Genomic DNA, 22325 nt, shown 5'->3' with positions numbered 1-22325 from the left:
ACTTGTTCCGTGGCGCGACGGAGCAGGGGTCTTGCCCCGGTCTTGGCCTAGTCTTCCACCCTTGGGGCAAGCCTGAAAGTTCGGGTTGACCGCTTCCGAACGCGAAGCGACTATCCGTACGAGACGACTGTCGTAGGAGGAAATGCAATGGACGAGCCTGATCGGTGGCGCCACATGTCGAGCGCGCCAAGGGACGGCAGCAGAATCCTTGTCACGGTCCGGCCGTCCGAACAGGGGCCGGCCGAAGTCGACATGGCTTACTGGGCCCGCGCCGATCAGTTCGGCAGCGAAGGCTGGCGCGCTTCCGATTCTTCCCCGGGGCGCATCGTCGAATATGCCGAGCCGGAACTGAAGTGCTGGATGCCGTTGCCGTCGGCCAATCTCAGCAAGGGTTCAATGCCGAGTCCCTGGGAGGGGGAAGATGTGCCTTTGGTGGATGGCTCGGGAATATAGGCTGGCGGGACAGCGCGCCCTCTGTCCGGCAGGACAGAGAGGGGCGTGAGGGAACGCCAACGCGCGGTGACGCCCACTTCGTCAGAACAGGAATGAAGCCGTGGCGGGGTTCGGCCCGGTGCGGCCATCGGGCGAATCCATATCTCGAATAAGCTCGAGGTCCTTCGCTTCCAACTCGAAATCGAAGACATCGAAATTAGCGGCGATCCGGTCCTGGTGGATCGACTTTGGTATGACGATCAGCCCTTCCTGAAGATGCCACCTGACGATCGTCTGCGCCACCGACTTGCCGTGTTTCCTGGCGATGCTTTCAAGCGTCGGGTCGCTCAACAGCCGGCCGCTGCCCAGCGGGCTCCAGCTTTCGATACCAATGTTGTGCCTGTCGTGAAATTCGCGTTTGTCACGCTGCTGGAAGCGGGGGTGGAGCTCGATCTGATTGACGGTGGGGGTGACGCCGGTCTCGCCGATGATCCGTTCGAGATGGTCCTGGTTGAAGTTCGAAACGCCGATCGACTTGATCCGGCCTGATTGCCTGAGTTCGATCAGCGTCTTCCAGGCCTCGACGTATCTGTCCTGGCTGGGCACCGGCCAGTGGATCAGGAACAGGTCGATCTGTTCGATGCCGAGCTTGCTCATCGTCTCGTCGAAGGCGCGCAAGGCGGCGTCGCGCTGATGCGCGCCGTTGCGCAGTTTCGAGGTGATGAACAACTCGCTTCTCGGCACGCCGGCCGAGCGGATTGCCTGCCCGACACCCTCCTCGTTCTGATAGCCTTCGGCGGTGTCGATCAGCCTGTAGCCGGCCTCGATTCCCCAGCTGACCACCTTGGCCGTGATGGCCGGATCGACCTGCCAAACGCCAAGGCCGATTTGCGGAATGGCGGAGCCGTCGTTCAATCTGATCTGTTCAGGTCTATTCAGGGTAATCTGTTCAGGCATGTTCAGGTCCTTCTGCATCATCCGCCCAGCGCACGCTCTATCTAGTCTGGACGGCCGCCAAAGCGAGTCAATATCAGGAGAATGTGAGGAGACGCACGTGAAGCGCTGATCTCGATCTCCGCAGGAGCCGACCGCGCTCCGACTTTCGACCCACGGAACCCCTAGGGGTTCACAGGAGCCCCCATTGTCGCGGATTGTGTGGTATTCTGTCGACTATCCGGGGAGGCGACCGCGTTGACCAAAAGCTTGGAAGCCGAAGGGGCAAGAGACTGGTCGCCTCTGCTGGTCGCGGCAGAAAAAGGCGATGCGGAGGCCGTTCGATCAGAACTGGCGGCTGGCGCCGATATCAATCAGTCGGACGACGGCGGCTGGTCTGCACTTCACCTTTCAGCCCTCAATGCCCGCACAGCGGCAGTCGAGGCGTTGATCGAACACCCGGAAATCGATGTGAATTCCAGAAATAAATGGAAGAGCACGCCCTTGAGCCTTGCTTCGGCCAAGGGCCATTACGCGTGTATCTTAGCCCTCGTGAGACATCCCCAAATAGAGATCAACGCGCGAGCCGACTACTATGGCAGAACGGCTCTTATCGAGGCTGCGAAGAACGGGCATCTGGAAGTCGTCAAGTTGCTCGTGGAGAATGGTGCGGACGCAAATCTGACCGACAAGACAGGAAGAAACAACGCGCTCATTGAGGCTATCAAGGGGCGGCACTACGCGATCGCGGAATACCTGCTGGATTCTGGGAAAGTGAGTTTTCTCAACAAGGAGATGAGGCTAAACGCCCTGATCTGGGCTGCCGGCTGCCACAACCCTCAGCTTATCGAAAAGCTGGAAGCCGCGATCCACACTTTCTTCCAGGGCAAGTAAGAGCCTCGCCTCCACTGTACTGGGCGCGTCCGTATCTCCTGTCACGTCGACGTCCTCGATCGCGCAAACGGCCCCGCAGCACTCCACATAAATTATTCAACCAAACGGTTGACTATCGGAAAGCACGCATCTATATTCAACCATATGGTTGAATTAGAGACACCTCAGATGGACGCGGTTTTTCACGCCCTTGGCGATGCCACCCGCCGGCACATGCTTCGCGATCTCGCCGATGGCGAGAAAACGGTAAGCCAGCTAGCGGAACCCTTCGCGATGTCGCTCGCGGCTGCCTCCAAGCACATCAAGGCGCTGGAGAATGCAGGGCTTATTCGTCGAGAGGTGCGGGGCCGCACACATCTGTGCCGTCTCGACCCCGGACCGCTGGCCAGCGCCCATCAGTGGCTCAGCTTCTACGAGCGCTTCTGGACCGGCCGTCTCGATGTTCTCGAACGCCTTCTTCGCGAAGAGGACGCACGCAAAGCCCAGGATGAGCCCAGGAAATCGCCCAACCCGAAAGAAGGAGACGAGCAATGAACCAGATGAGAACCATCGGCGCCTATGGCGAGCTGAGCGAGCCCGCCACGTTCACCATCCAGCGCCTGTTGCCCGGCCCAATCGAGCGCATCTGGGCCTATCTCACCGAGAGTGACCTGCGCCGGCAATGGATGGCCGCGGGCCAGATGGAAATGAAGGCCGGCAGCTCGTTCGAGTTCGTCTGGCGTAACGATGAGCTGACCGACCCGCCTGGCCAGCGCCCTGCGGGCTTCCCCGAGGAGCATCGGATGGAGAGCCGGATTACCGAACTCGATCCGCCACGCAAGCTTTCCATCACCTGGGGAAACACCGGCGGCGTCTCCTTCTTGCTGGAGGCGAAGGATGACGATGTGCTGCTCACCGTTGTCCATCGCCGGCTGCCGGAACGTGCAATCCAGCTCAACATCACCGCCGGCTGGCACATGCACCTCGACCTGCTGGCCGCCCGCCTGGCGGGCAAGACACCGACCTCGTTCTGGGACGGCTGGAACCGCCTGCGGGAAGAATACGACCGCCGCCTGCCGGCCTGATGTAACTCGCGGCGGCCATCCCTGAGGGCCGTCAGCCACACGAAGCAACGATGAACCGATGAAACGTGCTTGCATCCCGCAAGCCTGATGGAGGAAGTCATGCGTAAATTAATCACTGGAATGAAAATTTCCGTCGACGGCAAGATGGAGGGACCCGAGGGTTACGCCGATTGGGTCGAGGCGTGGTCCGAGGAATACGGCCTGACGCCGCAAATCGACGCCTGCCTGCTTGGCAGCGTCATGTATGCCGGCTACGAGCGCTACTGGAGCGCCATCCAGAACGAGCCCGACAAGCCGCTGCCGATGACCGGCAAATTACCGAAGCCGGCCGAGCTCGAATGGGCCCGCTTTGCCGCGCAGACGCCGCATTATGTGCTGTCGAACACAATGACTTCGGCGGCCTGGCCAAAGACGCGCTTCGTGCGGAATTTCGAGGATATCACTGCACTGAAACAGCAGCCCGGCAAGGACATCTACCTTATGGGCGGCGCCCGAATTACCGCAAGCCTTATCGATGCCGGGCTGGTGGATGAACTCAGGCTGATCGTCTATCCGCTGCTCGCCGGTGAAGGAAAGGCCCTGTTTGGGACCGCGAAAAGTCGTCATGGGCTCGACCTGCGCAAGGTCGAGCAGCTGTCGGACGACCGCGTCGGGCTGGTCTACGGGATCGGCTAGCGCCAACGTCAGGCAACGACACCGCGGCAGGCCCAGGCGACATTGGCAAAGGACCTCGGGCCGTCGGGCCGGCCGGCCTCATAGGCGTCGCGCATGGCGGCGTCGGTGCGCGCCCGCTCTGCCGGGTCGAGCGTGGCCACATACTTGCCGAGCGGCCCTTCGCCGGCGGCAATCGGCGCCCAGTAATCGTCGAAGTTTTGATAGTCCATGCGGATCATCAGCTCAGTCTCCGTAACGTCGCGGAGACCCTGGTCGACAAAGGTCCGTTTCATTTCGCCCGGCTGCATCATCGGCTGCGTGCAATAGCGGGCACGCAGCTGGCGTCCGCCTTCACTGAGCACGGCCACCGTATCGATCATCATGCGCATCCCCGGCATGCCGCCGAGATGGTCCCATACCGTCGCCGCGACGACGCCGCCCGGCCGCACGACGCGGCGCATCTCGGCGACTGCCTTGCCGGCTTCGGGCACGAAATGGAGCACGAGCAGGGCTAGGGCACGGTCGAACGCGCCATCCTCAAAGTGCAGGGCGCAGGCATCCGCCTGACGGATTTTTATCCGCGGATCGGTGTTGCGCCGGATTGCCTCCTCGACGAAAACGGCCGAAAAGTCGATCGCCGCGACCTCACCGAGGTCAGCGGCCTTGACGAGCGCGAAGGTCAGACTGCCGGTGCCGCATCCGACGTCGAGGATCTTTCGCCGTCGGCAAGCCCCACGAAGTCGATGAACAGCGGCGCGAGTCTTTGGCTCCAGCGGCCCATGAGCTGCTCATAGCCGGCAGCATGGTGAACATTGAAACTTGAAGTCATCGAACCCTCCCTTAGCATAAGCTAAACCTCGACACAGCGATTGCCAAGGCGGGCGAGCATTCGTCCCACCTTGGGGCGGCCGTTGGCGAAAGCTAACTTACGGATGCCGGGTTGCTTCGCGGATTGATGTCCCCGCGTCGGCCTCGATTAGCCTCAGCTAGTTATTCGGCCGGCAGCCCGCGACGTTTCAATTCGCTGCGCGGCACCGGATCTCCGACACGGAAGCCGAAGGAAATGACTTTCGTCGCGTCCGGATCGACCTCGCAACGAAAGCTCAGGTCGTACCACTGCCCGTTGACGGGAAAGGGTGCACTGGCGACGTTAAGGACCGTGCCCTCCTTCAACCGATACTTGGGAATGCTGTCAAAAAAATAGGGGGGCGAGGCGTGGAGCAACTGCCCGCCGAGTTCCGTGGCGCAGAGCTGCCCGACCCGTTCGCCGCGCGGCAAAGCAGCCATTGCGATTGTCGCTATCGGATCACCGGTTGCTGCTTCCGAGAACAACGTCTTGGCTTGCTGAAGCTTCAAGAGCTTTTGCCCTTTGGTGACGTCCGCTGGCTTCGGCTTAGGCGGCGCGGATGCGCCAGGCGACGGAGCCGGGTCTTTACCGTCGACCGCGGTCACGTCCGGCGCCTGTGCAAGGTCCTGTTTATTGGGATCTTGCGGCGCCGTCGGTTGTTGCGAACCATCCTCCGCACTGTTGCCGTCCAGAGACTTGCGAGGACCGGCGTCCTTCTCGCCGAATTGGAAGACAGGCCTCTGAGGTGCATTCCGGGCAGCATCTTTGCTCGTCGGCGCCGGCGTCTTTGCTTCCCGCGGCTTTTCGGGCTTGGGCGGTTCCGCGAGGGGCGGAGGTTCGACCTTGGCCTTCTCCGATGGTTTGGGTGGCGGCACCAGATCCACCCCGATGGCCTGCTCCTTCTGCGGCTGCGAGGGCGATACCGGCAGTGCGGATAAAAGAAGCGCGGCGGCGAGCAAATGCAGGACAAGGGAGGCAGGCAAGGCCCACCTGAATACCCGGCGCTGATCCCATATGTCGTCCTTCATCGTAACCGGTGTGTGGAATGAAATATTGGCGGCATCAAGCATCCATGCGGTCAAACTTCGAAATAGCGCGCTGCGAATCGAACCGTCGGTGGCTGTCGAACGGCGCTCGTTCAAACGCGTGGCGCCGGCCTCATGCACGCAGGGGACTGGGCCACGGCAGCAGATTCAGCAGCTCGTCGTTTCACGCGGCCAGCAGGCACGCCCTGCCTGCACAGTTGTCGCCCGGTTGAAATTTCCTGAAAGGCGGTTCGCCGGTCACAAGGAAACCGATAGCCCACCGTCAACGGCCAGCACATGTCCGTTGACGTAGGCGGCAGCGTCGGAGGCGAGAAACACCACGGCCCCGCCGAGTTCCTCAGGCTGGGCCCAGCGGCCTGCGGGGGTTCGTGCCTCTACCCATTTGGTAAAGGCCTCGTCGTTTGTAAGTGCGGTATTGAGCTCGGTAGCGAAATAGCCGGGGGCGATCGCGTTGATGGTGATGCCGTGACGGCCCATCTCAGCGGCAGTGGAGCGTGTCAGTCCATGCAGGCCCGCCTTTGCCGCCACATAGGCGTGAATGGTGGGACGGCCAAGGATCGCTGCAACCGATCCGGTGTTTATTATACGCCCGAATTTGTTTGGCAGCATTAGCCGCACCGCGTCGCGCATCATGCGGAAGCATGCCGAAAGATTGACGGCAATCACACGGTCGAAATCCTCGTCCTCCCATTCGGTCAACTGTCTCCGATGCTGGATGCCAGCGTTGTTGACCAGAATATCGAGGCGGCCGTGGCGTTCGACGATTCCTTCGAGCGACGCTCTTGAGATCGCAGCGTCTGTGACATCGAACGGCAGCGCTTCGGCACCTATGCTTTCGGCCGCTGCGGAGAGGGCGCCCATGTCGCGGGCATTGACGATCACCGTCGCGCCGTTTTCCGCAAGTGCCTTGGCCATGGCGAAGCCGAGACCACGCGAAGCACCCGTGACCAATGCGACACGGCCCTTGAGCGAGAACAATTCCGACATTGAGATACTCTTGTGAAAAGGGCGGGAGTTTCCTCCCGCCCGAAAGCACTATTTGGCGACGCAGGTATCCGCTGTCTCCGGAGTGCAAACGTCGAGGCCCGTGTAGGTCGGGTCGGCCGGTGGAGCCTTGCCGTCCTTCATGTCCTTTAGCGCCATCATCGTCTTATAGCCCATCTCGAACGGCCGCTGGCCGACCTGGCCAAGGGAGAAACCTTCCTTCATCTGGTCGATCTGAACGGGAAGCGTGTCGGCGACGACGAGGGCGAGGGCTTTCGAGGCGATCTTGTCCTTGTACGGTCCGACCGCGGCGCGGTTGGCATCGGGGATGAATTGCGGGAAGCCGCCGGTCGGGATGAACGCGTCGAGGTTCGGGTTTTTCGCCATGATGTCCTCGAACTGCTGCACCGAAAGCGGAAAATCATCGTTGGTGTAGAGCGGACAGCCTTCGATTTCAGTCCAACCGTTCTGGCCCGTCAGTCGGTCCCCGGGCGAGGCTGCCGATTTGGTGCCCGAAAGCGTATCGCGAATGCCCTGCATGCGTTCATTGTGGTTGGCCGCCGCCGCGCCGCCCGACTGGATGCAGATCGTGCCGCCTTTGGGCTTGATCTGCATGGCAAGCTTGGCAAGGTTCACGCCGATCTCATAATTGTGCGTGCCGATATAGGCGACGCGAAGATCTTTGTTCTCGGGAAGGAGATCGGAATCCCAGGTGAGGACCGGGATGCCGGCTTCCTTGGCGGCCTGCAGCGCAACCGCCATCGCCGCGGCGTTCGATGGCGATACGGCGATGCCGTCCACCTTCTTGGCCACGAGATCCTGCACGATCTGTACCTGCTCGTCGCCGCCGCCATGCTCGCCGGGGCCAATATACATGCACTCCACGGCGCCATTGGATTCGGCTTCGGCCTTCTTGCAGCCATCGCGTGCCTGGTCGAAGAAAGGATTGTTCATGTTCTTCGGCACCAGGGCGAAGGTGTATTTCGCCTGGGCGCCGGAAACGGCGAGCACCATTGCGCCAAGCGCCACGGCGGCCGTCAGCAGATGTTTTTTCATGTGACGTTCTCCTCCTGAGTGTGATCCCGCCGGCCTCCCGCCGGCGGGTTTCTAGCGGCGTTTTTTGGGCATCAAGACTGCCAGCGACGCGGCGAGAATCGATTTGCCGCCGGTTTGCATGCCCAAAAGAACCGCAAGAACGATGAAGGCGCCGACAAAGGCACCCTGCCAATTTGAATCGATGCCGGCCATCAGCAGCGCATTCCTGATCACCTCGAGGAACGCCGAACCGATGATCGCACCGAAGGCCGTGCCGGCGCCGCCCATGAGGCTGGCGCCGCCAATGACTGTCGCGGCGATCACGCGCAGCTCATAGCCTTGGCCCATGGCATTGATGGCCGAGCCGTTGTAGCCGAGGAGCAGGAGCGAGGCGAGCGAGGCAGTGAAAGCCGAGAAGAGATAGGCCTGGAATTTAATCCAATTGACCGGAACGCCGGTGAGCCGTGCCGCCTCCTCATTTCCGCCGATGGCGAAGAGATGCCGAGCCCAGGCAGTAAAATTGAACACGAAGCCGACAATCAGGGCCAGGATCACCATGGTCCAGAACTGCGATGACAGTTCTGGTATCCAGTGCGGTGCCCAATCCTCGGGTCCATGCCGCGGCCATTTCGCCTGACCGATCGCCTTCACGATTGGAGCATCGGGCCCGAACTGGTAGAGCATCTGGTTGGCCGAGAATACCACCGCCAGCGAGCGCGCGACGGACAGCATTCCGAGGGTGACCACAAAGGACGGCATTCCGACATAGGCGACAAAGAATCCGTTGACCGCGCCGCAGGCCAGACCGGAGAAAAGGCCCATGGCGAAGGCGACGTACCAGGGATAATGCCAAGTGAGGAACAGACCGGCGACGATGACCACCAGGCCCATGATCGAGCCGACCGACAGATCGATGCCACCGGTGATGATCACGATCGTCATGCCGAGGGCCATGATGCCGAAAGGTGCGAAGTTGCGCGTCACATTGGCGACGTTTTCGGAGGTGCCGAAGCTCGGTTCCATGGCTGTCATCAAAATGACGAGAGCGATGAGCGCGATCGTCACCCAGAAGGGCTGACTCGAAAACACACGTTGGAGAGCCGTCTGTTCCTTGGTCGAGACGAAGTCCGACATGGCCGGCCGGCCGGTTTCCCCGACTGACTCCCTAACACTAACTGACTCCCGAGCACTATTCGCCACGGATAGCCCCCGTTATCAGTCCGGTGATTTCCTCGGGCGAGGTGTTGCCGGCGTCCTTGTCAGCCACCTTCGAGCCTCGCCTGAGCACGATGATACGATCTGCGACGGCGAAAACGTCAGGCATTCGGTGGCTGATCAACATGACGCCAACTCCTTGCGCCTTGAGGCGTCGGATCAATTCGAGTACTTCCGCCACCTGGCGTACGGAAATGGCAGCCGTCGGTTCATCCATCAACACCAGCTTGGCGTTCGAAAGCCGGGTCCGCGCGATGGCGACCGCTTGGCGCTGCCCACCCGACATCTTCCTGACAAGGTCGCGCGGCCGGGTTTCTGACTTGAGTTCCTTGAACAGCGCTGCCGAGCGGTCGATCATTGCCTGCTTGTCAAGAATCCTGATCGGCCAGACGCCTTTCTTGATCTCGCGGCCCAGAAAGACGTTCTGCGCGGCCGTCAAATTATCGGCGAGCGCCAGGTCCTGATAAACGACTTCGATCCCCTTGGCGCGGGCCTGGACGGGTTGGTGGAAGTGGCAAACCTCGCCGTCCACGACAATTTCGCCGTCGCTCGGCGGAAAATTCCCGGCCACGGTCTTGACTATCGTCGACTTGCCGGCGCCGTTATCCCCCATCAGACCCACGACTTCGCCTCGCTCCACCTGGAAGCTGACGTCGGTCAGGGCCTGGATAGCTCCGAAATTCTTGGAAACGTTGCGAACCTCAAGCACCGGCATCGCGGTCCTCCCGGGACAACATTTGTCGATTTTGTCCCTGGTTTATGCAGAGCAGCTAATCAGTGAAACGTATTCAACACAATCATTTATTGGATCAGGCTTTCCGGCAGTGACACGCGTCGTATGAGGCCGTGACTTGGTAGCTGCCGCGGACGACCGAGGCTGCCGGTGCGTCGTTACAACCATCGCCAGGCAATCGCCAGGCAGTCGTCAGGCTTGCGCTGCTTCATATCCGTTTCGCGCCGTTTCGGGTGAAACGGAGGTTAGCATTTTGCCAGCGGTGCCAACGGTTCAGGTGCGGAGCGCGGCAGAACACGGCCTTGCGTCATTCAAACACACGAGGACAGTAGCCAAGCCTCTCCCTAGCGTGGCGTCGGCCTCCTGCGCGCAGGAGACCGGACCACGGCAGCGGGGCCAACAGTCCGTCATTTCACGCGGCCAGCGCGCACGGGCAGGGGGATAAACCCGTATTCGGGGGAGGCGAGGATCAAGTGTTGAAAGTTCGCTCACTAACGGCGCTGCACGAGAGGGATATTCGGTCATGAATTTCAAAGGTTTGATCAAGCGTGCCGAGACTGTGGAGAGAGCGTTCAAGGAGCTCGAAACCGATTTGGCGGATGCGTTTAGCGAATGTCTCAACGTGGACGATCAGTCGCCGTTGAACAACCTCACTGTGTCGGATGAGAATCTCGCGGCAATGGATGACAGCTCGCAACTCGAGGACAATGCGGACGCTTTCGAGACCGCGCGACGGTTGACTCCCCATACGCAAACCCGGCTGGCTGCACTAAGTGCGGTCGATGGGCTCTTTCACGACGCGCAGGAATATCTGGGGGAAATCAATGCGAAACTGTCGGAGATCGCGACCTCGCATCATCTGACAGGCGAATTCCTGAAGCTCCTCCACGGCGACATTCTTCGCGCCAACGAAATGGAGCTGGCAAATACCAGCCTGACCGCGCAACAAAGAGTGCTGTCCGAACAGCTCCACGACGCAACCAGAAAGCAACGCGAGCGCGACAGCGCTATCGAGGCCCTGCAGCAGCACGAGGCGAGCCTGGTCGAGGACAAGGAAGCACTTCGCGGTGCGCTGGCTGCAGCCAGGCTGGAACTCGTCGTGGCAGGCAATGCGAGCGCAAAACGCGAAGCCGAGTTCGGCGAGCTTGTCAAAACGCTCTCGGCCAGAGCGGTCGAGGCCAACAGACGCTCGCGCGAGAACGAGACGCTGCGGGAGAAACATGTCAGCCTGTCGATCGACCTCGACAAGGCGCAAAAACGGGAGGCTGAGGCGCGGCACAGGCTGGACGAACTCTCGACTGTCCATGCCAATGACGCCGCGCAAGTCTCGGAACTGCTGGCCGCGCTTGGCAAGAGCGAGAAAGAGGAAATGCGGCTGCAGAAATCGCTCGATATGGCGCAGACGAAGCTGTCGGAAATGACGGAAGCGGCCCGCATCAGGGACGGTGACAGGGAAGCCGAGCTTGCACGCGGTGTCGCGGAGATGACCGGCTTGCGTTCTGAAATCGAGGATCTTCGATCGCGACTGGAGCTTGCCTCGAACCACAACAGCGAAGCCGTCACCGAGATCGCCAGGCTCAAGGCTCAAGCGAGCGACGCGGTAGCCGAAAAGCAAATTGCCGAGGAAAAATTGTCTGCTCTCATGAAGGAGAGCGAACACGACAAGATGAACCTTTCCGCGGTCAGCGCGAATTTTTCGCAGCTTTCCCTGCAGCAGGCATCCGAACAGATACAGTTCGACGTCCAGCGGCAGGAATGCGAGGATCTGCGAGCCGAAGTCGCGTCCCTTCAAGCCCGGGTCAAGGAACTGTTGCCCTATGAGCGGCTCCACAAGGTCACCAACGCCAGACCGCGTGAAGACGGCGTGGTCGAGATCACCGCTACGGTGGCGGAGAAGGCCCGCGCCAGCAGGCGGCGCCTTCGCCTGCGCGCTGCATCGTAGCTCAGGCGCGGCCGTTTAAATTTCGACTGGTGTGAATCGGACATTCATTGATGGAGGCGGATCGTTCGTGAGGGCTGGCCTCCCCTGCGTCAGGCTGCAATAGTGTATGCGGGCGACATGGAGGAGGCTGGAGCATGCGGCTGGATCGGAATCTGCATCGTTGGAGGATGTTGGCCTTCATCATCGTCATGGTGCTTTCGCCGAAAGCGGCGTCGGCCGATACCATCCCACCCGACAGGATCGCCGCGGCCCTTGCGAAGCTCGAATTACTCGCCGAAGGCGCCGTCGCGGATGGTGCCGTACCCGGTCTCGCCATCGGGGTCGTGCATGGCGATGAGGTGATCTTCCTCAAGGGGTTCGGGCATCGCGAGGCCGGCAAGCCGGGGGCCGTCGATGCCGACACGGTGTTCCAGATCGCCTCCCTCTCCAAACCGGTCTCCGCCACCGTCGTGGCGGCGCTGGTCAGCGAGGGAATTGCTTCGTGGGATTCGAAGATCGCCGACCTCGATCCGGCCTTCAGGCTCGCCGCGCCCTATCCGACCAGCGAACTCACCGTCCGCGATCTGTTCGCGCACCGCAGCGGACTTCCCGGCACCGCGGGCGACGACCTCGAGGACATTGGCTATGATCGTGCGGAGATCCTGCGTCGCCTGCGGTTCGTGCCGCCGTCATCGAGCTTTCGTGCCGGCTATTCCTACAGTAATTTCGGACTGACCGAGGGTGCAGTCGCTGCCGCGAAGCCGACGGGCAAGCCGTGGGAAGAGGTCGCCGAAGAGAAGCTCTACCGTCCGCTTGGAATGGCCTCGACCAGCTCGCGTCATTCGGACTTCATCAAGCACGCGAATCGCGCCGAGCTCCACGCCAAAATCGATGGCGCCTGGGCAGCGAAGGTCCAGCGCTATCCGGATGCGCAGGCGCCAGCAGGCGGCGTCAGCTCCACCGCACGCGATCTCTCGCAATGGATGCGCCTTGTGCTCGGCAACGGCATCTACGCCGGCCAGACGCTCATTAAGGCCGATGCGCTGGACCAGATGCATGTTCCTCTGACGGCTCGCGGCAAGAACCCCGTCTCCCGAGGCGAGGCCTTCTACGGCCTCGGCTGGAATGTCGAATTCGGCCGGCACGGGCTGATCTGGGGTCATGCGGGCGCCTTCAGCGCCGGCGCACGCAGCCTGGTGATGCTCTTCCCCGAGGAGAAGCTTGGCATCGTCGTCATCGCCAACGCCTTTCCGACAGGCGTGCCGGAGGGGCTGTCCGACAGCTTCGCCGATCTCGTCTTCGACGGAACGCTGGGCAAGGATAAGGTAAAGGCATGGAATGATATCTATGCAGGCATGTTCGGCCCGGTGGTTGCGGCGGCCAAGGCCACCTATGCCGCGCCGCCCTCTCCGGCAAGTCCGCCCTCTCCGGCAAGTCCGGCCGGGCCGGCCAGTGCCTATGCAGGCCGTTACTTCAACGACTTCATCGGCGATGCGGTTGTGTCGGGCGAAGGAGACGCTCTTGTCCTTAAGGTCGGGCCCGCCGGTGCGCGGTCCTATTCATTGAAGCATTTCGACCGCGACCTCTTCGTGACTTTCCCTGATGCCGAGACGCCGGACAGGCCCTCGGCCGTAAGCTTTGCAGTCGGCCCAGACGGCGAGGCGTCAACCATGACCATCGACTTTCTCGACGACAATCATCTCGGCACGCTGCAGCGCGTGGGAGACTAGCCACCGGCGGGCGGGGCCTTTGCCTGTTCAGGACGCCGGGCCGAACTGGACCAATTTGAAGCAATCGCCGCTGCCCGAGGTCGCCTGCGTCAGCAGGGGTTTTGACCGATCGATCCACTCCTGGTGCGACCTGGCGTCGGCTTCGATCTCATTGGCCGGTGCAAGCTTGACGAAGCCGCGCCCCTTGCTGAAAAGCCAGCACGCGCGGCCGAGAAACCGCCTGCTGCGCTGGCGCAGGAGGTCGGCATCATAAAAGATGTCGAGCACCTCCTGCTTGATCTTCCGCTCCTTTTCGGGATTGGCGATCGCAACCTCGATCGGCTCGCCGCCGATCGCATCCTGCAGGTCCTTGTAGTCCAGAGCGATCTGAGTGGTGGCATATTTGATGTCGCTCTCGTCCCGGACGATGTTGAACCATAGCGTGGTGTTGATCTCGTTGACGACGAACGATGCTTCGAAATCGCGTGACAAATTCAGGATATCGAACCCCTGAACATCGACGTCGCGCTCGACCAGAAGGATCTGGGCGACCTGCTTGGCGACCTCTGTACCGTGGGCGCTGACGGCGGCATTGTTGCCGCCGAGTTCCGGACTGACATAGGCGCCGCCATCATCCAGCAGCGCATCGAATTCGCCGAGGGCCTCCACGACGGCGCTGCCGCGGGCAATACGCGCCGCCAGTTTGGCGAGAACCTGCTGGAGTTCCGTTTCGCGTTTGCGCTGGTCCTGATAATTCTGCTGGAAAAAGAAGATGAACAGGGACACGCCAATCCCGATCATGATCACGCCAAGCTGCGAAAAGATGTTGCGATAATATTCCAGCAGCTTTTCACGATGGCGCACGTCGTCGCGCACACTGTGCGCCACGCGAAGATTGACGATCAGCGAAAGGACCAGGAGCCCCGCACCGACCAGGATCAGGCCGCCGATGAGGAGGTAGCCATGGCCCGAGCTCAAATCCATTCTTTTGCCGCGCTCCCAAAACCCCAGACAGCGCAGACTAATACCATTCCTCTTCAACACCTACGTTTTCGTAGGAACGGCGGCGACAGGTCCCCACTATTCGGCCACTGTTCTCACAGCCAAGACTATGCTCGCCATCCGCCTCGTTGCGTGGCGGTCTTCTCGCAGCCGGATTCAGGCCGCGTGTTTGGAACCAATGACGGGCGAGACTGTTCAGCTATGACTTTGATACGACGCTGACGTGCCCGGCCAGCTGGGCATGCGGCGATCTTAAGGAGTCTCTCACCATGAAGATTTCGTCCAGATTTCGTTCAGTCGCGGTTGCCGTCATCGCCGCCGCGGGAGTTAGCTTTGCCAGCGTCGCACATGCTGACAGCGGTACGATCCGCTTCGCCATCTACAAGGCGGCCTTCTTCATCGGTGGCGCCGGAGGCGAGGGCACGCTGACCTTCCATGGTCACCGATATCCCATCTCGGTCGGTGGCATCTCGGGCGGCCTCGCCTTCGGTGCCTCCAAGACCTATTTCAAAGGTACGGTGCGCCACATACGCCGCGCCCGGGATGTGACGGGGGTGTACGGTGCAGCGGGCGGTGGCGGCGCGCTCGGCAAAGGGGCTCAGGTGATCGTCATGACCAATGACAAGGGTGCCCAGCTTGAACTCACAGGCAGGCAGGTAGGCCTGCAAATCAACGCCGATCTCAGTGGTATGAGCATCACGGTGAAGTAAGGGAGTGCCGTTCGACCGCAGAGTCGAGCGCCCTGCTTTACCGGGGCCAGGGATACAGGCGCGACCCTGTCACCGGCTTTCGTTATGCCGGCCTCATGGAAGCTTTTCTCGGACATTTTGACCCTGGCGTATCCGAGCAACGCTCGCAGCATCCACGGTCCCATCCAGTTTGTGGCGCGCATACAATGTCCGCTTTCAGGAGGCGGCAAAGCTGATCGCCTTCACCCATCACCCTTCGCCGCCCCAAACCGCAGCCCATCCATCAGCAGCGATACCAGCCGACGCGAGCGGTCGCGCCAGTCCTTGGTGTCGGGGGCCGAATAGATGCCGCCCAGCGCATGCAGCACGTCGGAGGCATCGACGTCGCTGCGGATCGAGCCGTGGGCGACCGCGGCATCGATCAGCCGCCGCAAGGCGAGCGTCACCCTGCCCGAAACGTCGGAGAACAGGGTGGAGTTGGTCGTGAGCAGGATGCGCAGGCTTGTCGACAGCCCGCGCTTGGTGGCGATGTAGTCGACGAAGCGCTGCATCCATTGTTCGAGCGCCACGTCGGGCGGATGATCGAGGGCGAACTCGTCGGCCGCCTGGCACAGCCCTTCCACTTCGCGCCGATAAACCACCTCGACCAGATGCTCGCGGGTTGGGAAATGCCGGTAGAGCGTGCCGATGCCGACGCCGGCCTGACGCGCAATCTCCTCCAGCGAGGCGTCAACGCCATGTGCGGCAAAGGCCTTCGCGGCGACCTCGACCAGCGCGTCGCGGTTGCGCTGCGCGTCGGCGCGCAGCGGTTTTGCAGCGGCGGCTTCGGCCTTGTCTCCAGGTGCGACGGGCGGCTCTGCGGCCAATTTTTTCTCCAGTGTTGATCCGAGGCGAAACAGGGCAGGCCCCGTTTCAACAACGGAGACGCCTCCACCTTCGTTACGTCTCCGACAAATATAATCACAAGTAAATATAGTCACAGAATCGAGTCTGGGCCGGCGTTCCGGCAAGCGAGGTATCTTGCCCGTCTCCGGTGGACGACCGGTGGAGGACGACGGAGAATATGTCCTCGCGGCCGGCACTCCTCATCTGTTCGGCCGATGCCTCCAAGCAAAAATGAGCCGACATTGAGCACGATCCCCTCAGGATCATTGGACTGTCCTGCCCCTACAGACAGTCCAGGAGCACCACCGGCTTCGGCCGGTGGTGCTTTGCCAGCCCCTTCGGCGCCCCAATGGTCCGCTCGTTGCTCTGCTCGGCACCGCCGACGTTCTGGTTTGAATGGCGCGGCTGAATTCGAAGTCGCTGTCGGCGCGCAAGCGGTTGCCGCGGCGGCTTCCGCCTTGTCTCCAAGCATCGCGGCTGGCTGCCCTGCCACTTTTTCTCCAACATCGATCAATTTCGATCCGGGGCTTGAACAGGGCAGGGCAGGCTCCTAGCTAACAAACGGAGGTGCCTCCGATTTGTGGAGCGCCTTCATCATATAATCGGGGGAACCGGTATGTCACGTCTTTCGACTCCGCAAGCCGCATCCCGAGATTAGCGAGGCCCGCAAGGGAGGGAGATTGGCCGTCACCCCCGCCTTCGCCCGTTCACACTTAGCCATAAGCTGACCTTGCCGCTCGCCGGCCGGGCACCGGATCATCCCCTCCCGCGTCAAGCAACTGGAGCCAGACGCCCCATGACAAGCAAAACCCGAACTCCAATCCAACTTCAAATCAACGGACATCGACATGAACTGGAGGTCGAGCCACGCGTGACGCTGCTCGACGCCTTGCGCGATCATCTCGGCCTGACCGGCACCAAGAAGGGCTGCGACCAGGGCCAATGCGGCGCCTGCACCCTGCATGTCGACGGCCAGCGGGTGCTCGCCTGCCTGACGCTTGCCGCGCAGGTCGAAGGCAGGGCGGTGACCACAATCGAAGGGCTTGCCGGGGAGGATGGCATGCTGAATGCGGTGCAGGCCGCCTTCCTCGAACAGGATGCATTCCAGTGCGGCTATTGCACGCCGGGCCAGATCATGTCGGCGGTCGCCTGCATCCGCGAAGGCCATGCCGGCTCCGACGAGGAGATCCGCGAATACATGGCCGGCAATCTCTGCCGCTGCGGCGCCTATCCGCACATCGTCGCCGCCGTGCGCCAGGCGGCCGTGGAGGCCGCATCATGAGGGACTTTTCGTATCTCCGGGCCGGATCCGTCGACGCGGCCCGTCAGGCAGCAGCACTTCCGGGCGCCATGCTCCTGGCCGGCGGCACCACGCTGATCGATCTCGCCAAATGCGGCGTCATCGAACCCGACACTGTGGTCGACATCACCCATCTCAAGGGACTGGATACGATTGCCGTCGATGACCGGGGCGCCACGATCGGCGCGCTGGCCAGGATGAGCCGCGTCGCCGACCATGCCGATATCAAGAGCCGGTTCCCCGCAGTCTCGGAAGCTTTGTGGCAGGCCGCATCAGCGCAGCTGCGCAACATGGCGACGATCGGCGGCAATTTGATGCAGCGTACACGCTGCCCCTATTTCCGCGATCCCTCGAATTTCCCGGCCTGCAACAAGCGCTCGCCCGGCAGCGGCTGCTCGGCGATCGGCGGCGTCACCCGCAGCCATGCCGTGCTCGGCACCAGCGAGGCCTGCATCGCCACCTATCCCGGCGACCTGGCCGTTGCACTCGTCGCCTTCGACGCAATCGTCCATCTCGGCGACCGCCAGGTCGCCGTCGATGATTTTTTCCTCCTGCCGGGCAGCACGCCCGAAAGGGAACATGCGATCGAGCCCGGCGAGATGATCACCGCGATCAGCATTCCCGCTTCGGCCGCCGCCCGCCGTTCGACCTATCTCAAGGTCCGCGACCGCCAGTCCTATGAATTCGCCGCGGCAAGTGCTGCCGTTGGTATCGAATTCGAGGCCGACGGAAGGACGATCCGTGGTCTGCGCGTCGCACTCGGCGGCGTCGCCACCAAGCCATGGCGCGCCCGCGCCGTCGAAGAGGCGCTGAAAGGCAAGGTGCTCGAGCCGGAGGTCGTCAGGCAAGCCAGCCTGCTCGCCGTCGAGGGCGCCGTCGACCATGGCGCCAACCACTACAAGATCGAACTGGCGCCGCGCGTCGTCGCACGCGCCATCCTCAAAATGGGAGAAACGGCATGACCGTTCACGAGTTGAGAACAAGGCCCGGTGAGTCCAAACGCGGCGACGCTTCGGACGGCGCCGTCCTCGCGGATCAGGTCGGCGGCCGGCTGTCGCGCATCGACGGACCGGCCAAGATCACCGGTGCCGCCAAATACGCCGTCGAGCAGCAGCTCGAGGGGCTGACCCACGCGGTGCTGGTCCAGAGCACGATTGCCGCCGGCCGGGTGCGGTCGATCGACACGGCAGCGGCCGAGGCGGCGCCCGGCGTGCTTCTGGTGCTGACGCCCGACAATTTCCTGCCGCTGAAAACCGCAACGGACTGGTTGGGCACGCCGCCGCCGGACGTTACCTACTGCCCGCTGGCGCGCGACGTCACCTTCAGCGGCCAGCATGTCGCGGCGGTCATCGCCGAGAGTTTTGAGCAGGCGGTCGCCGCCGCGGCGCTGGTCAAGATCGCCTATGACGAGGCGCCGGCGATCGTCGACCTCAGCGATCCGAAAGCCGGCGACGGCATCCCGGTCGATGCGATGACCAAGGAATGGGGCGAGGCGGAGACAGCGTTCGCCGCGGCTCCGGTCAGGATCTGCAATGCCTACAACACGCCGCGCGAATACCAGGCGCCGATGGAGCCGCATGGCCTGATCGCAAAGTGGCAGGGCGACCAACTCACGGTCTGGGAGCCGAGCCAATGGCTCGACGGCATGGCGCGGACGTATGCCGAATGGTTTGGCGTGCCGTTCGAGAATGTGCGCCTGGTCTCGCCCTATATTGGCGGCGGCTTCGGCTCCAAGGCGTTCGCCTACGGCTACGGCGCGGTAGCGGCGGTGGCCGCGAAAATGCTGGGACAGCCGGTGAAGCTGGCGGTCAGCAGACCGCAGACCTTCACCGCCTATGGCGGACGGGCGGCGACGCGCCAGACGGTGGCGCTCGGCGCCAACGCAGACGGTCAGATCCAGTCGATCGTGCATCGCGGTGTCAACGAGACCTCGGTCGACGGCATGTGGGTCGAGCCGCTCGGCTCGGTCACCTCGGTCATGTACGCGACGCCGAATTTCTCGTCGCGGCAGAACGTCGTGCGGGTCAACACGGTGGTGCCGGGGGCGTTGCGCGCGCCGGGCGAGAACCCGAGCGCCTTCGGCATCGAAAGCGCGATCGACGAGCTCGCCTACGAGGTCGGCATCGATCCACTGGAAATCCGGCTCAGGAACTATGCCGAGCAGGATCCGGAGGCGAAGAAGCCGTGGTCGACACGGCAGCTGCGCGAGGCCTTCGCGGCCGGTGCGGAAGCCTTCGGTTGGTCGAAGCGCACCCCTGAGCCGCGCTCGATGCGCGACGGCAACCAGCTGATCGGCTGGGGCGTTGCCGCTGGCACCTATCCGGTGCGGCGCGCCTATGGCGAAGCGGTCGTGCGCATCCTGGCCGACGGCTCGGTCGAGGTCGAAAGCTCGTCGATCGACATGGGGCAGGGCACCTATACGATCCTGGCGCAGACCGCCGCCGAAGTGCTGGGCGTGCCGGCGGACAATGTCGTCGTCAAGCTGGGTGACTCCCGCTATGCCCGCGCCGGCGTCACCGGCGGTTCGCGGCTGGCCGGGGTGATGACCGGCGCCGTGCACAAGGCGGCGACTGCCGCGCTCGACCAGCTTGTTGGGCTCGCCATCAGCGATCCAAATTCGCCGTTCCAGGCGCTGCAGGCCAACACGCTTGTCGTCGCCGGCGGCCGCATTTCCTCACCGCGCGGCGACGGCCCTGAAGTTTCCATCGCGGAACTGCTCAGGAGCATCGGACGCGAGCATATCGAGGCGAAGGGCGACACCATGCCGGCCAATTCGACGGTCGAGGACCGCTACAAGAACTACACCACCATTGCCATGGCGCTGCCGCATACCGAAGGCGACTATTCGCGCCACAGCTGGTGCGCGCATTTCATCGAGGTGCGCGTCGACGAAGATTTCGGCACGGTTCGGGTATCGCGCGTGGTGTCGGCGCTGGATTCGGGCCGGCTCTACAATCCCAAGCTCGCCGAAAGCCAGTGGAAGGGCGGCATCATCATGGGCATCGGCCAGGCGCTGCTCGAGGAAGGCATGGTCGACCGCCGGCATGGCCGCATCGTCAACAACAACCTCGCCGACTATCTCATCGCCACCAATGCCGACATTCCAGACATCGAGGTGATCTCGGTCGGTATTCCCGACCCGCATTCCTCCGTTCTTGGCGGCAAGGGGGTCGGCGAACTGGGCATCGTCGGCGTTGCGCCGGCGATCGCCAACGCAGTGTTCCACGCTACTGGGAAAAGGGTGCGAGATTTGCCGATCACGCTGGAGAAGCTGATTTAGGGGCAGACCGTGAGGCTGCCAATCTCCCCCCTCGTGGGGGAGATGCCCGGCAGGGCAGAGGGGGGGCGTGAAGGATCGCCAGCGTTCAGTTCAACTTGTGGTCAGCCGAGAGCTTTGCGCGGGTATGCGAACTACGATCGGTTGATAGGTCGGCGGGACAGCGCCCCTCCTCTGTCCTGCCGGACAACTCCCCCACGAGGGGGGAGATTGGCAGCTTTGCGGACAGCGCTCTGCCTTTCCAGGCTCACCACGACAGCGCAAATGCAAGCTTGCCGAAATGCCGGCCGCCGGCTGCCATATGCGCGTAGGCCTCGGTTGCCTGGTCTTGGCTGTAGACCGTGTCGATGACCGGATCGATACGGGCGGCGCCGATAGCGCGCGCGGCATTGCGCAGGTCGGATACCGATCCGGTGTTGTTGCCCACCACCTTGAGCGCCTTGATGATAATCGGCAGCAGGTTTGCGGTGGCCTCCGTGCCGGTGACGAAGCCGATGACGAACACCGTGCCGCCCGGCGCCGCGGCATTGATGGAGCGGGCGAAAGTGGCGGAGCCGCCGGTTTCGACGATCAGGTCGGCGCCGAGGCCGTTGGTCAACTCGAGCACCTTGGCGTCCCAGTCCGGTGTCATGCGGTAGTTGATCAGGTGATCGGCGCCGAGCGCCTTGGCGCGCGCCAGCTTTTCGTCCGACGACGAGGTGATGATGACCGTGGCACCGGCTGCCTTGGCCAGCTGCAGGGTCAGTATCGAGACACCGCCGGTGCCGAGCAGGACGACGACCGATCCCGGCCCGGCATCGGCGACGCGGATCGCATTCCATGCGGTGGTTCCGGCGATCGGCAGCGTCGCCGCCGCTTCGAAGGACAAATGCGCCGGCATCGGCACGACGGCATTGGCCGGCAGCGCCACATATTCGGCGAGCGAGCCGGGCAGCGTCAGGCCACGCATCTCGGTGGTCTCATAGGGCCGCGGGCGGCCGCCGATCCAACGCGGTTTTGCATGGGCGATGACGCGATCGTTGACGGCGAGCCTCGACACGCCCTCGCCAATGCCGACGATCTCGCCGGCGCCGTCGACGACGGGAATGAGCGGAAAGCTCGGACCTGGGTAGTTGCCGCTCGCCACCGCGATGTCGACGAAATTCAGGCTTGCGGCGCGCAGGCGGATCAGCACTTCGCCGCGCTGCGGTTCAGGCGTGGGAACGGTGGCCGCGCGAAACGCGTCCAGTCTCGGGGCAGTCAGTTCGATCGCTTTCATGTCTCACTCCGGTTGATGGGCCGATTGACGGGCCGGGATTGAGTGAAGCTAGCTGCTGCGCTATTGGTATATAATCCTTGCTTTTCACATTTGAGTTCTGCGCCTGATGCAGCAATCGCACGAACCGGCAGCATTGGCCGAAATGGCCGCCTTCGCGGCAATCGCCGAAGCACGCTCCTTCACCAGGGCGGCGGCACGCATCGGCCGCGACGCGACCATCCTGTCGCGGCGCCTTGCCTCGCTGGAGGAGCGGCTGGACGTGCGCCTGCTGCACCGGACGACGCGCAGCGTGTCGCTGACCGAGGCGGGTTCGGAATTTCTCGTCCGCGTCCGCGCCATCCTGGCCGCGGTCGACGAGGCCGAGGCTGCAGCGTCGGCGCATGCCGGCGGCGGGCCGAGCGGCGTGCTGCGACTGGCGCTGCACGGCTCGTTCGGGCGCATGTGGAT

21 protein-coding genes and 1 pseudogene are annotated in these 22325 nt (G+C 62.7%); 12 read left to right on the top strand and 10 right to left on the bottom strand.

The genetic code is table 11. From position 1 onward, the window contains the following. Positions 1–147: 147 nt before the first annotated feature. Positions 148–453 carry a hypothetical protein gene (locus tag NKJ08_RS16300; RefSeq protein ID WP_352523951.1) on the top strand — a complete coding sequence of 102 codons (306 nt, stop codon included), beginning with the start codon at positions 148–150 and terminating at the stop codon, positions 451–453. An 81-nt stretch (positions 454–534) separates the two neighbouring features. Here NKJ08_RS16300 and NKJ08_RS16295 read toward each other — a convergent pair whose 3' ends face one another. After that, the gene (locus NKJ08_RS16295; protein WP_352523953.1) at positions 535–1389 is read right to left on the bottom strand and encodes an aldo/keto reductase; all 855 of its coding nucleotides are present in this window, start codon (positions 1387–1389) and stop codon (positions 535–537) included. Between the two features lie 234 nt (positions 1390–1623). Between NKJ08_RS16295 and NKJ08_RS16290 the strand changes: the two genes are divergently transcribed. The 4 genes from NKJ08_RS16290 (at position 1624) to NKJ08_RS16275 (ending at position 3998) form a co-directional block, all read left to right on the top strand. Then, positions 1624–2259, top strand: coding sequence for an ankyrin repeat domain-containing protein (locus NKJ08_RS16290; RefSeq protein WP_352523954.1), 636 nt, complete (start codon positions 1624–1626; stop codon positions 2257–2259). Positions 2260–2403: 144 nt separating this feature from the next. Further along, positions 2404–2793, top strand: a complete 390-nt coding sequence (locus NKJ08_RS16285; RefSeq protein WP_352524205.1) for an ArsR/SmtB family transcription factor — start codon at positions 2404–2406, stop codon at positions 2791–2793. Beyond that, positions 2790–3323: an SRPBCC family protein gene (locus NKJ08_RS16280; RefSeq protein WP_352780412.1), complete on the top strand. Its 534-nt coding sequence runs from the start codon at positions 2790–2792 to the stop codon at positions 3321–3323. Before NKJ08_RS16285 ends, NKJ08_RS16280 begins: the two co-directional genes overlap by 4 nt. A 99-nt stretch (positions 3324–3422) precedes the next feature. Further along, positions 3423–3998, top strand: coding sequence for a dihydrofolate reductase family protein (locus NKJ08_RS16275; RefSeq protein ID WP_352523957.1), 576 nt, complete (start codon positions 3423–3425; stop codon positions 3996–3998). Positions 3999–4006: 8 nt separating this feature from the next. Here NKJ08_RS16275 and NKJ08_RS16270 read toward each other — a convergent pair. The 6 genes and pseudogenes from NKJ08_RS16270 to NKJ08_RS16245 all read right to left on the bottom strand — a co-directional run bounded on the left by NKJ08_RS16270 (position 4007) and on the right by NKJ08_RS16245 (position 9819). Beyond that, a pseudogene (locus NKJ08_RS16270) lies at positions 4007–4806 on the bottom strand (class I SAM-dependent methyltransferase). A 161-nt stretch (positions 4807–4967) separates the two neighbouring features. Then, on the bottom strand, positions 4968–5966 hold the full coding sequence (locus tag NKJ08_RS16265; protein ID WP_352782323.1) for a DUF930 domain-containing protein: 999 nt from the start codon (positions 5964–5966) through the stop codon (positions 4968–4970). Positions 5967–6107: 141 nt separating this feature from the next. Continuing rightward, positions 6108–6857, bottom strand: a complete 750-nt coding sequence (locus NKJ08_RS16260) for a glucose 1-dehydrogenase (RefSeq protein ID WP_352523960.1) — start codon at positions 6855–6857, stop codon at positions 6108–6110. Between the two features lie 48 nt (positions 6858–6905). Continuing rightward, a complete protein-coding gene (locus NKJ08_RS16255; protein WP_352523962.1) occupies positions 6906–7910 on the bottom strand; it encodes a sugar-binding protein in 1005 nt (334 codons plus the stop codon). A gap of 51 nt (positions 7911–7961) precedes the next feature. Next, positions 7962–9023, bottom strand: coding sequence for an ABC transporter permease (locus NKJ08_RS16250; protein WP_352523964.1), 1062 nt, complete (start codon positions 9021–9023; stop codon positions 7962–7964). A 55-nt stretch (positions 9024–9078) separates the two neighbouring features. Further along, positions 9079–9819, bottom strand: a complete 741-nt coding sequence (locus tag NKJ08_RS16245) for an ATP-binding cassette domain-containing protein (protein ID WP_352782320.1) — start codon at positions 9817–9819, stop codon at positions 9079–9081. A gap of 541 nt (positions 9820–10360) precedes the next feature. Here NKJ08_RS16245 and NKJ08_RS16240 point away from each other — a divergent pair. Beyond that, positions 10361–11779 (top strand): coiled-coil domain-containing protein, encoded by a 1419-nt coding sequence (locus NKJ08_RS16240; RefSeq protein ID WP_352523966.1) that lies wholly within the window; start codon positions 10361–10363, stop codon positions 11777–11779. A gap of 134 nt (positions 11780–11913) precedes the next feature. Then, entirely contained in the window at positions 11914–13488 is a 1575-nt protein-coding gene (locus tag NKJ08_RS16235; protein ID WP_352777498.1) for a serine hydrolase, read from the top strand. Between the two features lie 27 nt (positions 13489–13515). Here the strand turns inward: NKJ08_RS16235 and NKJ08_RS16230 are convergent, their stop codons facing one another. Then, on the bottom strand, positions 13516–14451 hold the full coding sequence (locus NKJ08_RS16230) for a hypothetical protein (RefSeq protein WP_352777495.1): 936 nt from the start codon (positions 14449–14451) through the stop codon (positions 13516–13518). 287 nt (positions 14452–14738) lie between these two features. On the opposite strand from NKJ08_RS16230, the gene NKJ08_RS16225 reads away from it, so the two are divergent. Further along, positions 14739–15179, top strand: coding sequence for a lipid-binding SYLF domain-containing protein (locus tag NKJ08_RS16225; protein WP_352523970.1), 441 nt, complete (start codon positions 14739–14741; stop codon positions 15177–15179). A 221-nt stretch (positions 15180–15400) separates the two neighbouring features. On the opposite strand, the gene NKJ08_RS16220 is transcribed toward NKJ08_RS16225, so the two are convergent. Then, positions 15401–16024, bottom strand: coding sequence for a TetR/AcrR family transcriptional regulator (locus NKJ08_RS16220; protein ID WP_352523972.1), 624 nt, complete (start codon positions 16022–16024; stop codon positions 15401–15403). Positions 16025–16839: 815 nt separating this feature from the next. Between NKJ08_RS16220 and NKJ08_RS16215 the strand changes: the two genes are divergently transcribed. Genes NKJ08_RS16215 through NKJ08_RS16205 form a run of 3 tightly spaced genes read left to right on the top strand, consistent with a single transcriptional unit; the run spans position 16840 to position 20623 of the window. Beyond that, positions 16840–17325 (top strand): (2Fe-2S)-binding protein, encoded by a 486-nt coding sequence (locus NKJ08_RS16215; RefSeq protein ID WP_352777493.1) that lies wholly within the window; start codon positions 16840–16842, stop codon positions 17323–17325. Then, positions 17322–18305 (top strand): FAD binding domain-containing protein, encoded by a 984-nt coding sequence (locus tag NKJ08_RS16210; RefSeq protein WP_352523976.1) that lies wholly within the window; start codon positions 17322–17324, stop codon positions 18303–18305. The genes NKJ08_RS16215 and NKJ08_RS16210 overlap by 4 nt, the downstream gene beginning before the upstream one ends. Next, entirely contained in the window at positions 18302–20623 is a 2322-nt protein-coding gene (locus NKJ08_RS16205; RefSeq protein ID WP_352523978.1) for a xanthine dehydrogenase family protein molybdopterin-binding subunit, read from the top strand. Before NKJ08_RS16210 ends, NKJ08_RS16205 begins: the two co-directional genes overlap by 4 nt. Positions 20624–20867: 244 nt before the next feature. Here NKJ08_RS16205 and NKJ08_RS16200 read toward each other — a convergent pair whose 3' ends face one another. After that, entirely contained in the window at positions 20868–21878 is a 1011-nt protein-coding gene (locus tag NKJ08_RS16200; RefSeq protein WP_352523980.1) for a zinc-dependent alcohol dehydrogenase family protein, read from the bottom strand. 106 nt (positions 21879–21984) lie between these two features. Between NKJ08_RS16200 and NKJ08_RS16195 the strand changes: the two genes are divergently transcribed. Further along, on the top strand, positions 21985–22325 hold a 341-nt coding region (locus tag NKJ08_RS16195), incomplete at its 3' end, for a LysR family transcriptional regulator (protein ID WP_352782316.1).

The organism is Mesorhizobium sp. M0244 (assembly GCF_040321795.1).
Lineage (GTDB): Bacteria > Pseudomonadota > Alphaproteobacteria > Rhizobiales > Rhizobiaceae > Mesorhizobium.
This window is presented reverse-complemented; position numbering and strand designations above follow the sequence as displayed.

Bases quoted from the DNA above. Each gene is read 5' to 3' on its own strand.
- NKJ08_RS16300 (WP_352523951.1), top strand. From the start codon at position 148: ATGGACGAGCCTGATCGGTGGCGCCACATGTCGAGCGCGCCAAGGGAC.
- NKJ08_RS16295 (WP_352523953.1), bottom strand. From the start codon at position 1,389: ATGCCTGAACAGATTACCCTGAATAGACCTGAACAGATCAGATTGAAC.
- NKJ08_RS16285 (WP_352524205.1), top strand. From the start codon at position 2,404: ATGGTTGAATTAGAGACACCTCAGATGGACGCGGTTTTTCACGCCCTT.
- NKJ08_RS16280 (WP_352780412.1), top strand. From the start codon at position 2,790: ATGAACCAGATGAGAACCATCGGCGCCTATGGCGAGCTGAGCGAGCCC.
- NKJ08_RS16275 (WP_352523957.1), top strand. From the start codon at position 3,423: ATGCGTAAATTAATCACTGGAATGAAAATTTCCGTCGACGGCAAGATG.
- NKJ08_RS16260 (WP_352523960.1), bottom strand. From the start codon at position 6,857: ATGTCGGAATTGTTCTCGCTCAAGGGCCGTGTCGCATTGGTCACGGGT.
- NKJ08_RS16255 (WP_352523962.1), bottom strand. From the start codon at position 7,910: ATGAAAAAACATCTGCTGACGGCCGCCGTGGCGCTTGGCGCAATGGTG.
- NKJ08_RS16250 (WP_352523964.1), bottom strand. From the start codon at position 9,023: ATGTCGGACTTCGTCTCGACCAAGGAACAGACGGCTCTCCAACGTGTG.
- NKJ08_RS16245 (WP_352782320.1), bottom strand. From the start codon at position 9,819: ATGCCGGTGCTTGAGGTTCGCAACGTTTCCAAGAATTTCGGAGCTATC.
- NKJ08_RS16240 (WP_352523966.1), top strand. From the start codon at position 10,361: ATGAATTTCAAAGGTTTGATCAAGCGTGCCGAGACTGTGGAGAGAGCG.
- NKJ08_RS16235 (WP_352777498.1), top strand. From the start codon at position 11,914: ATGCGGCTGGATCGGAATCTGCATCGTTGGAGGATGTTGGCCTTCATC.
- NKJ08_RS16230 (WP_352777495.1), bottom strand. From the start codon at position 14,451: ATGGATTTGAGCTCGGGCCATGGCTACCTCCTCATCGGCGGCCTGATC.
- NKJ08_RS16225 (WP_352523970.1), top strand. From the start codon at position 14,739: ATGAAGATTTCGTCCAGATTTCGTTCAGTCGCGGTTGCCGTCATCGCC.
- NKJ08_RS16215 (WP_352777493.1), top strand. From the start codon at position 16,840: ATGACAAGCAAAACCCGAACTCCAATCCAACTTCAAATCAACGGACAT.
- NKJ08_RS16210 (WP_352523976.1), top strand. From the start codon at position 17,322: ATGAGGGACTTTTCGTATCTCCGGGCCGGATCCGTCGACGCGGCCCGT.
- NKJ08_RS16205 (WP_352523978.1), top strand. From the start codon at position 18,302: ATGACCGTTCACGAGTTGAGAACAAGGCCCGGTGAGTCCAAACGCGGC.
- NKJ08_RS16200 (WP_352523980.1), bottom strand. From the start codon at position 21,878: ATGAAAGCGATCGAACTGACTGCCCCGAGACTGGACGCGTTTCGCGCG.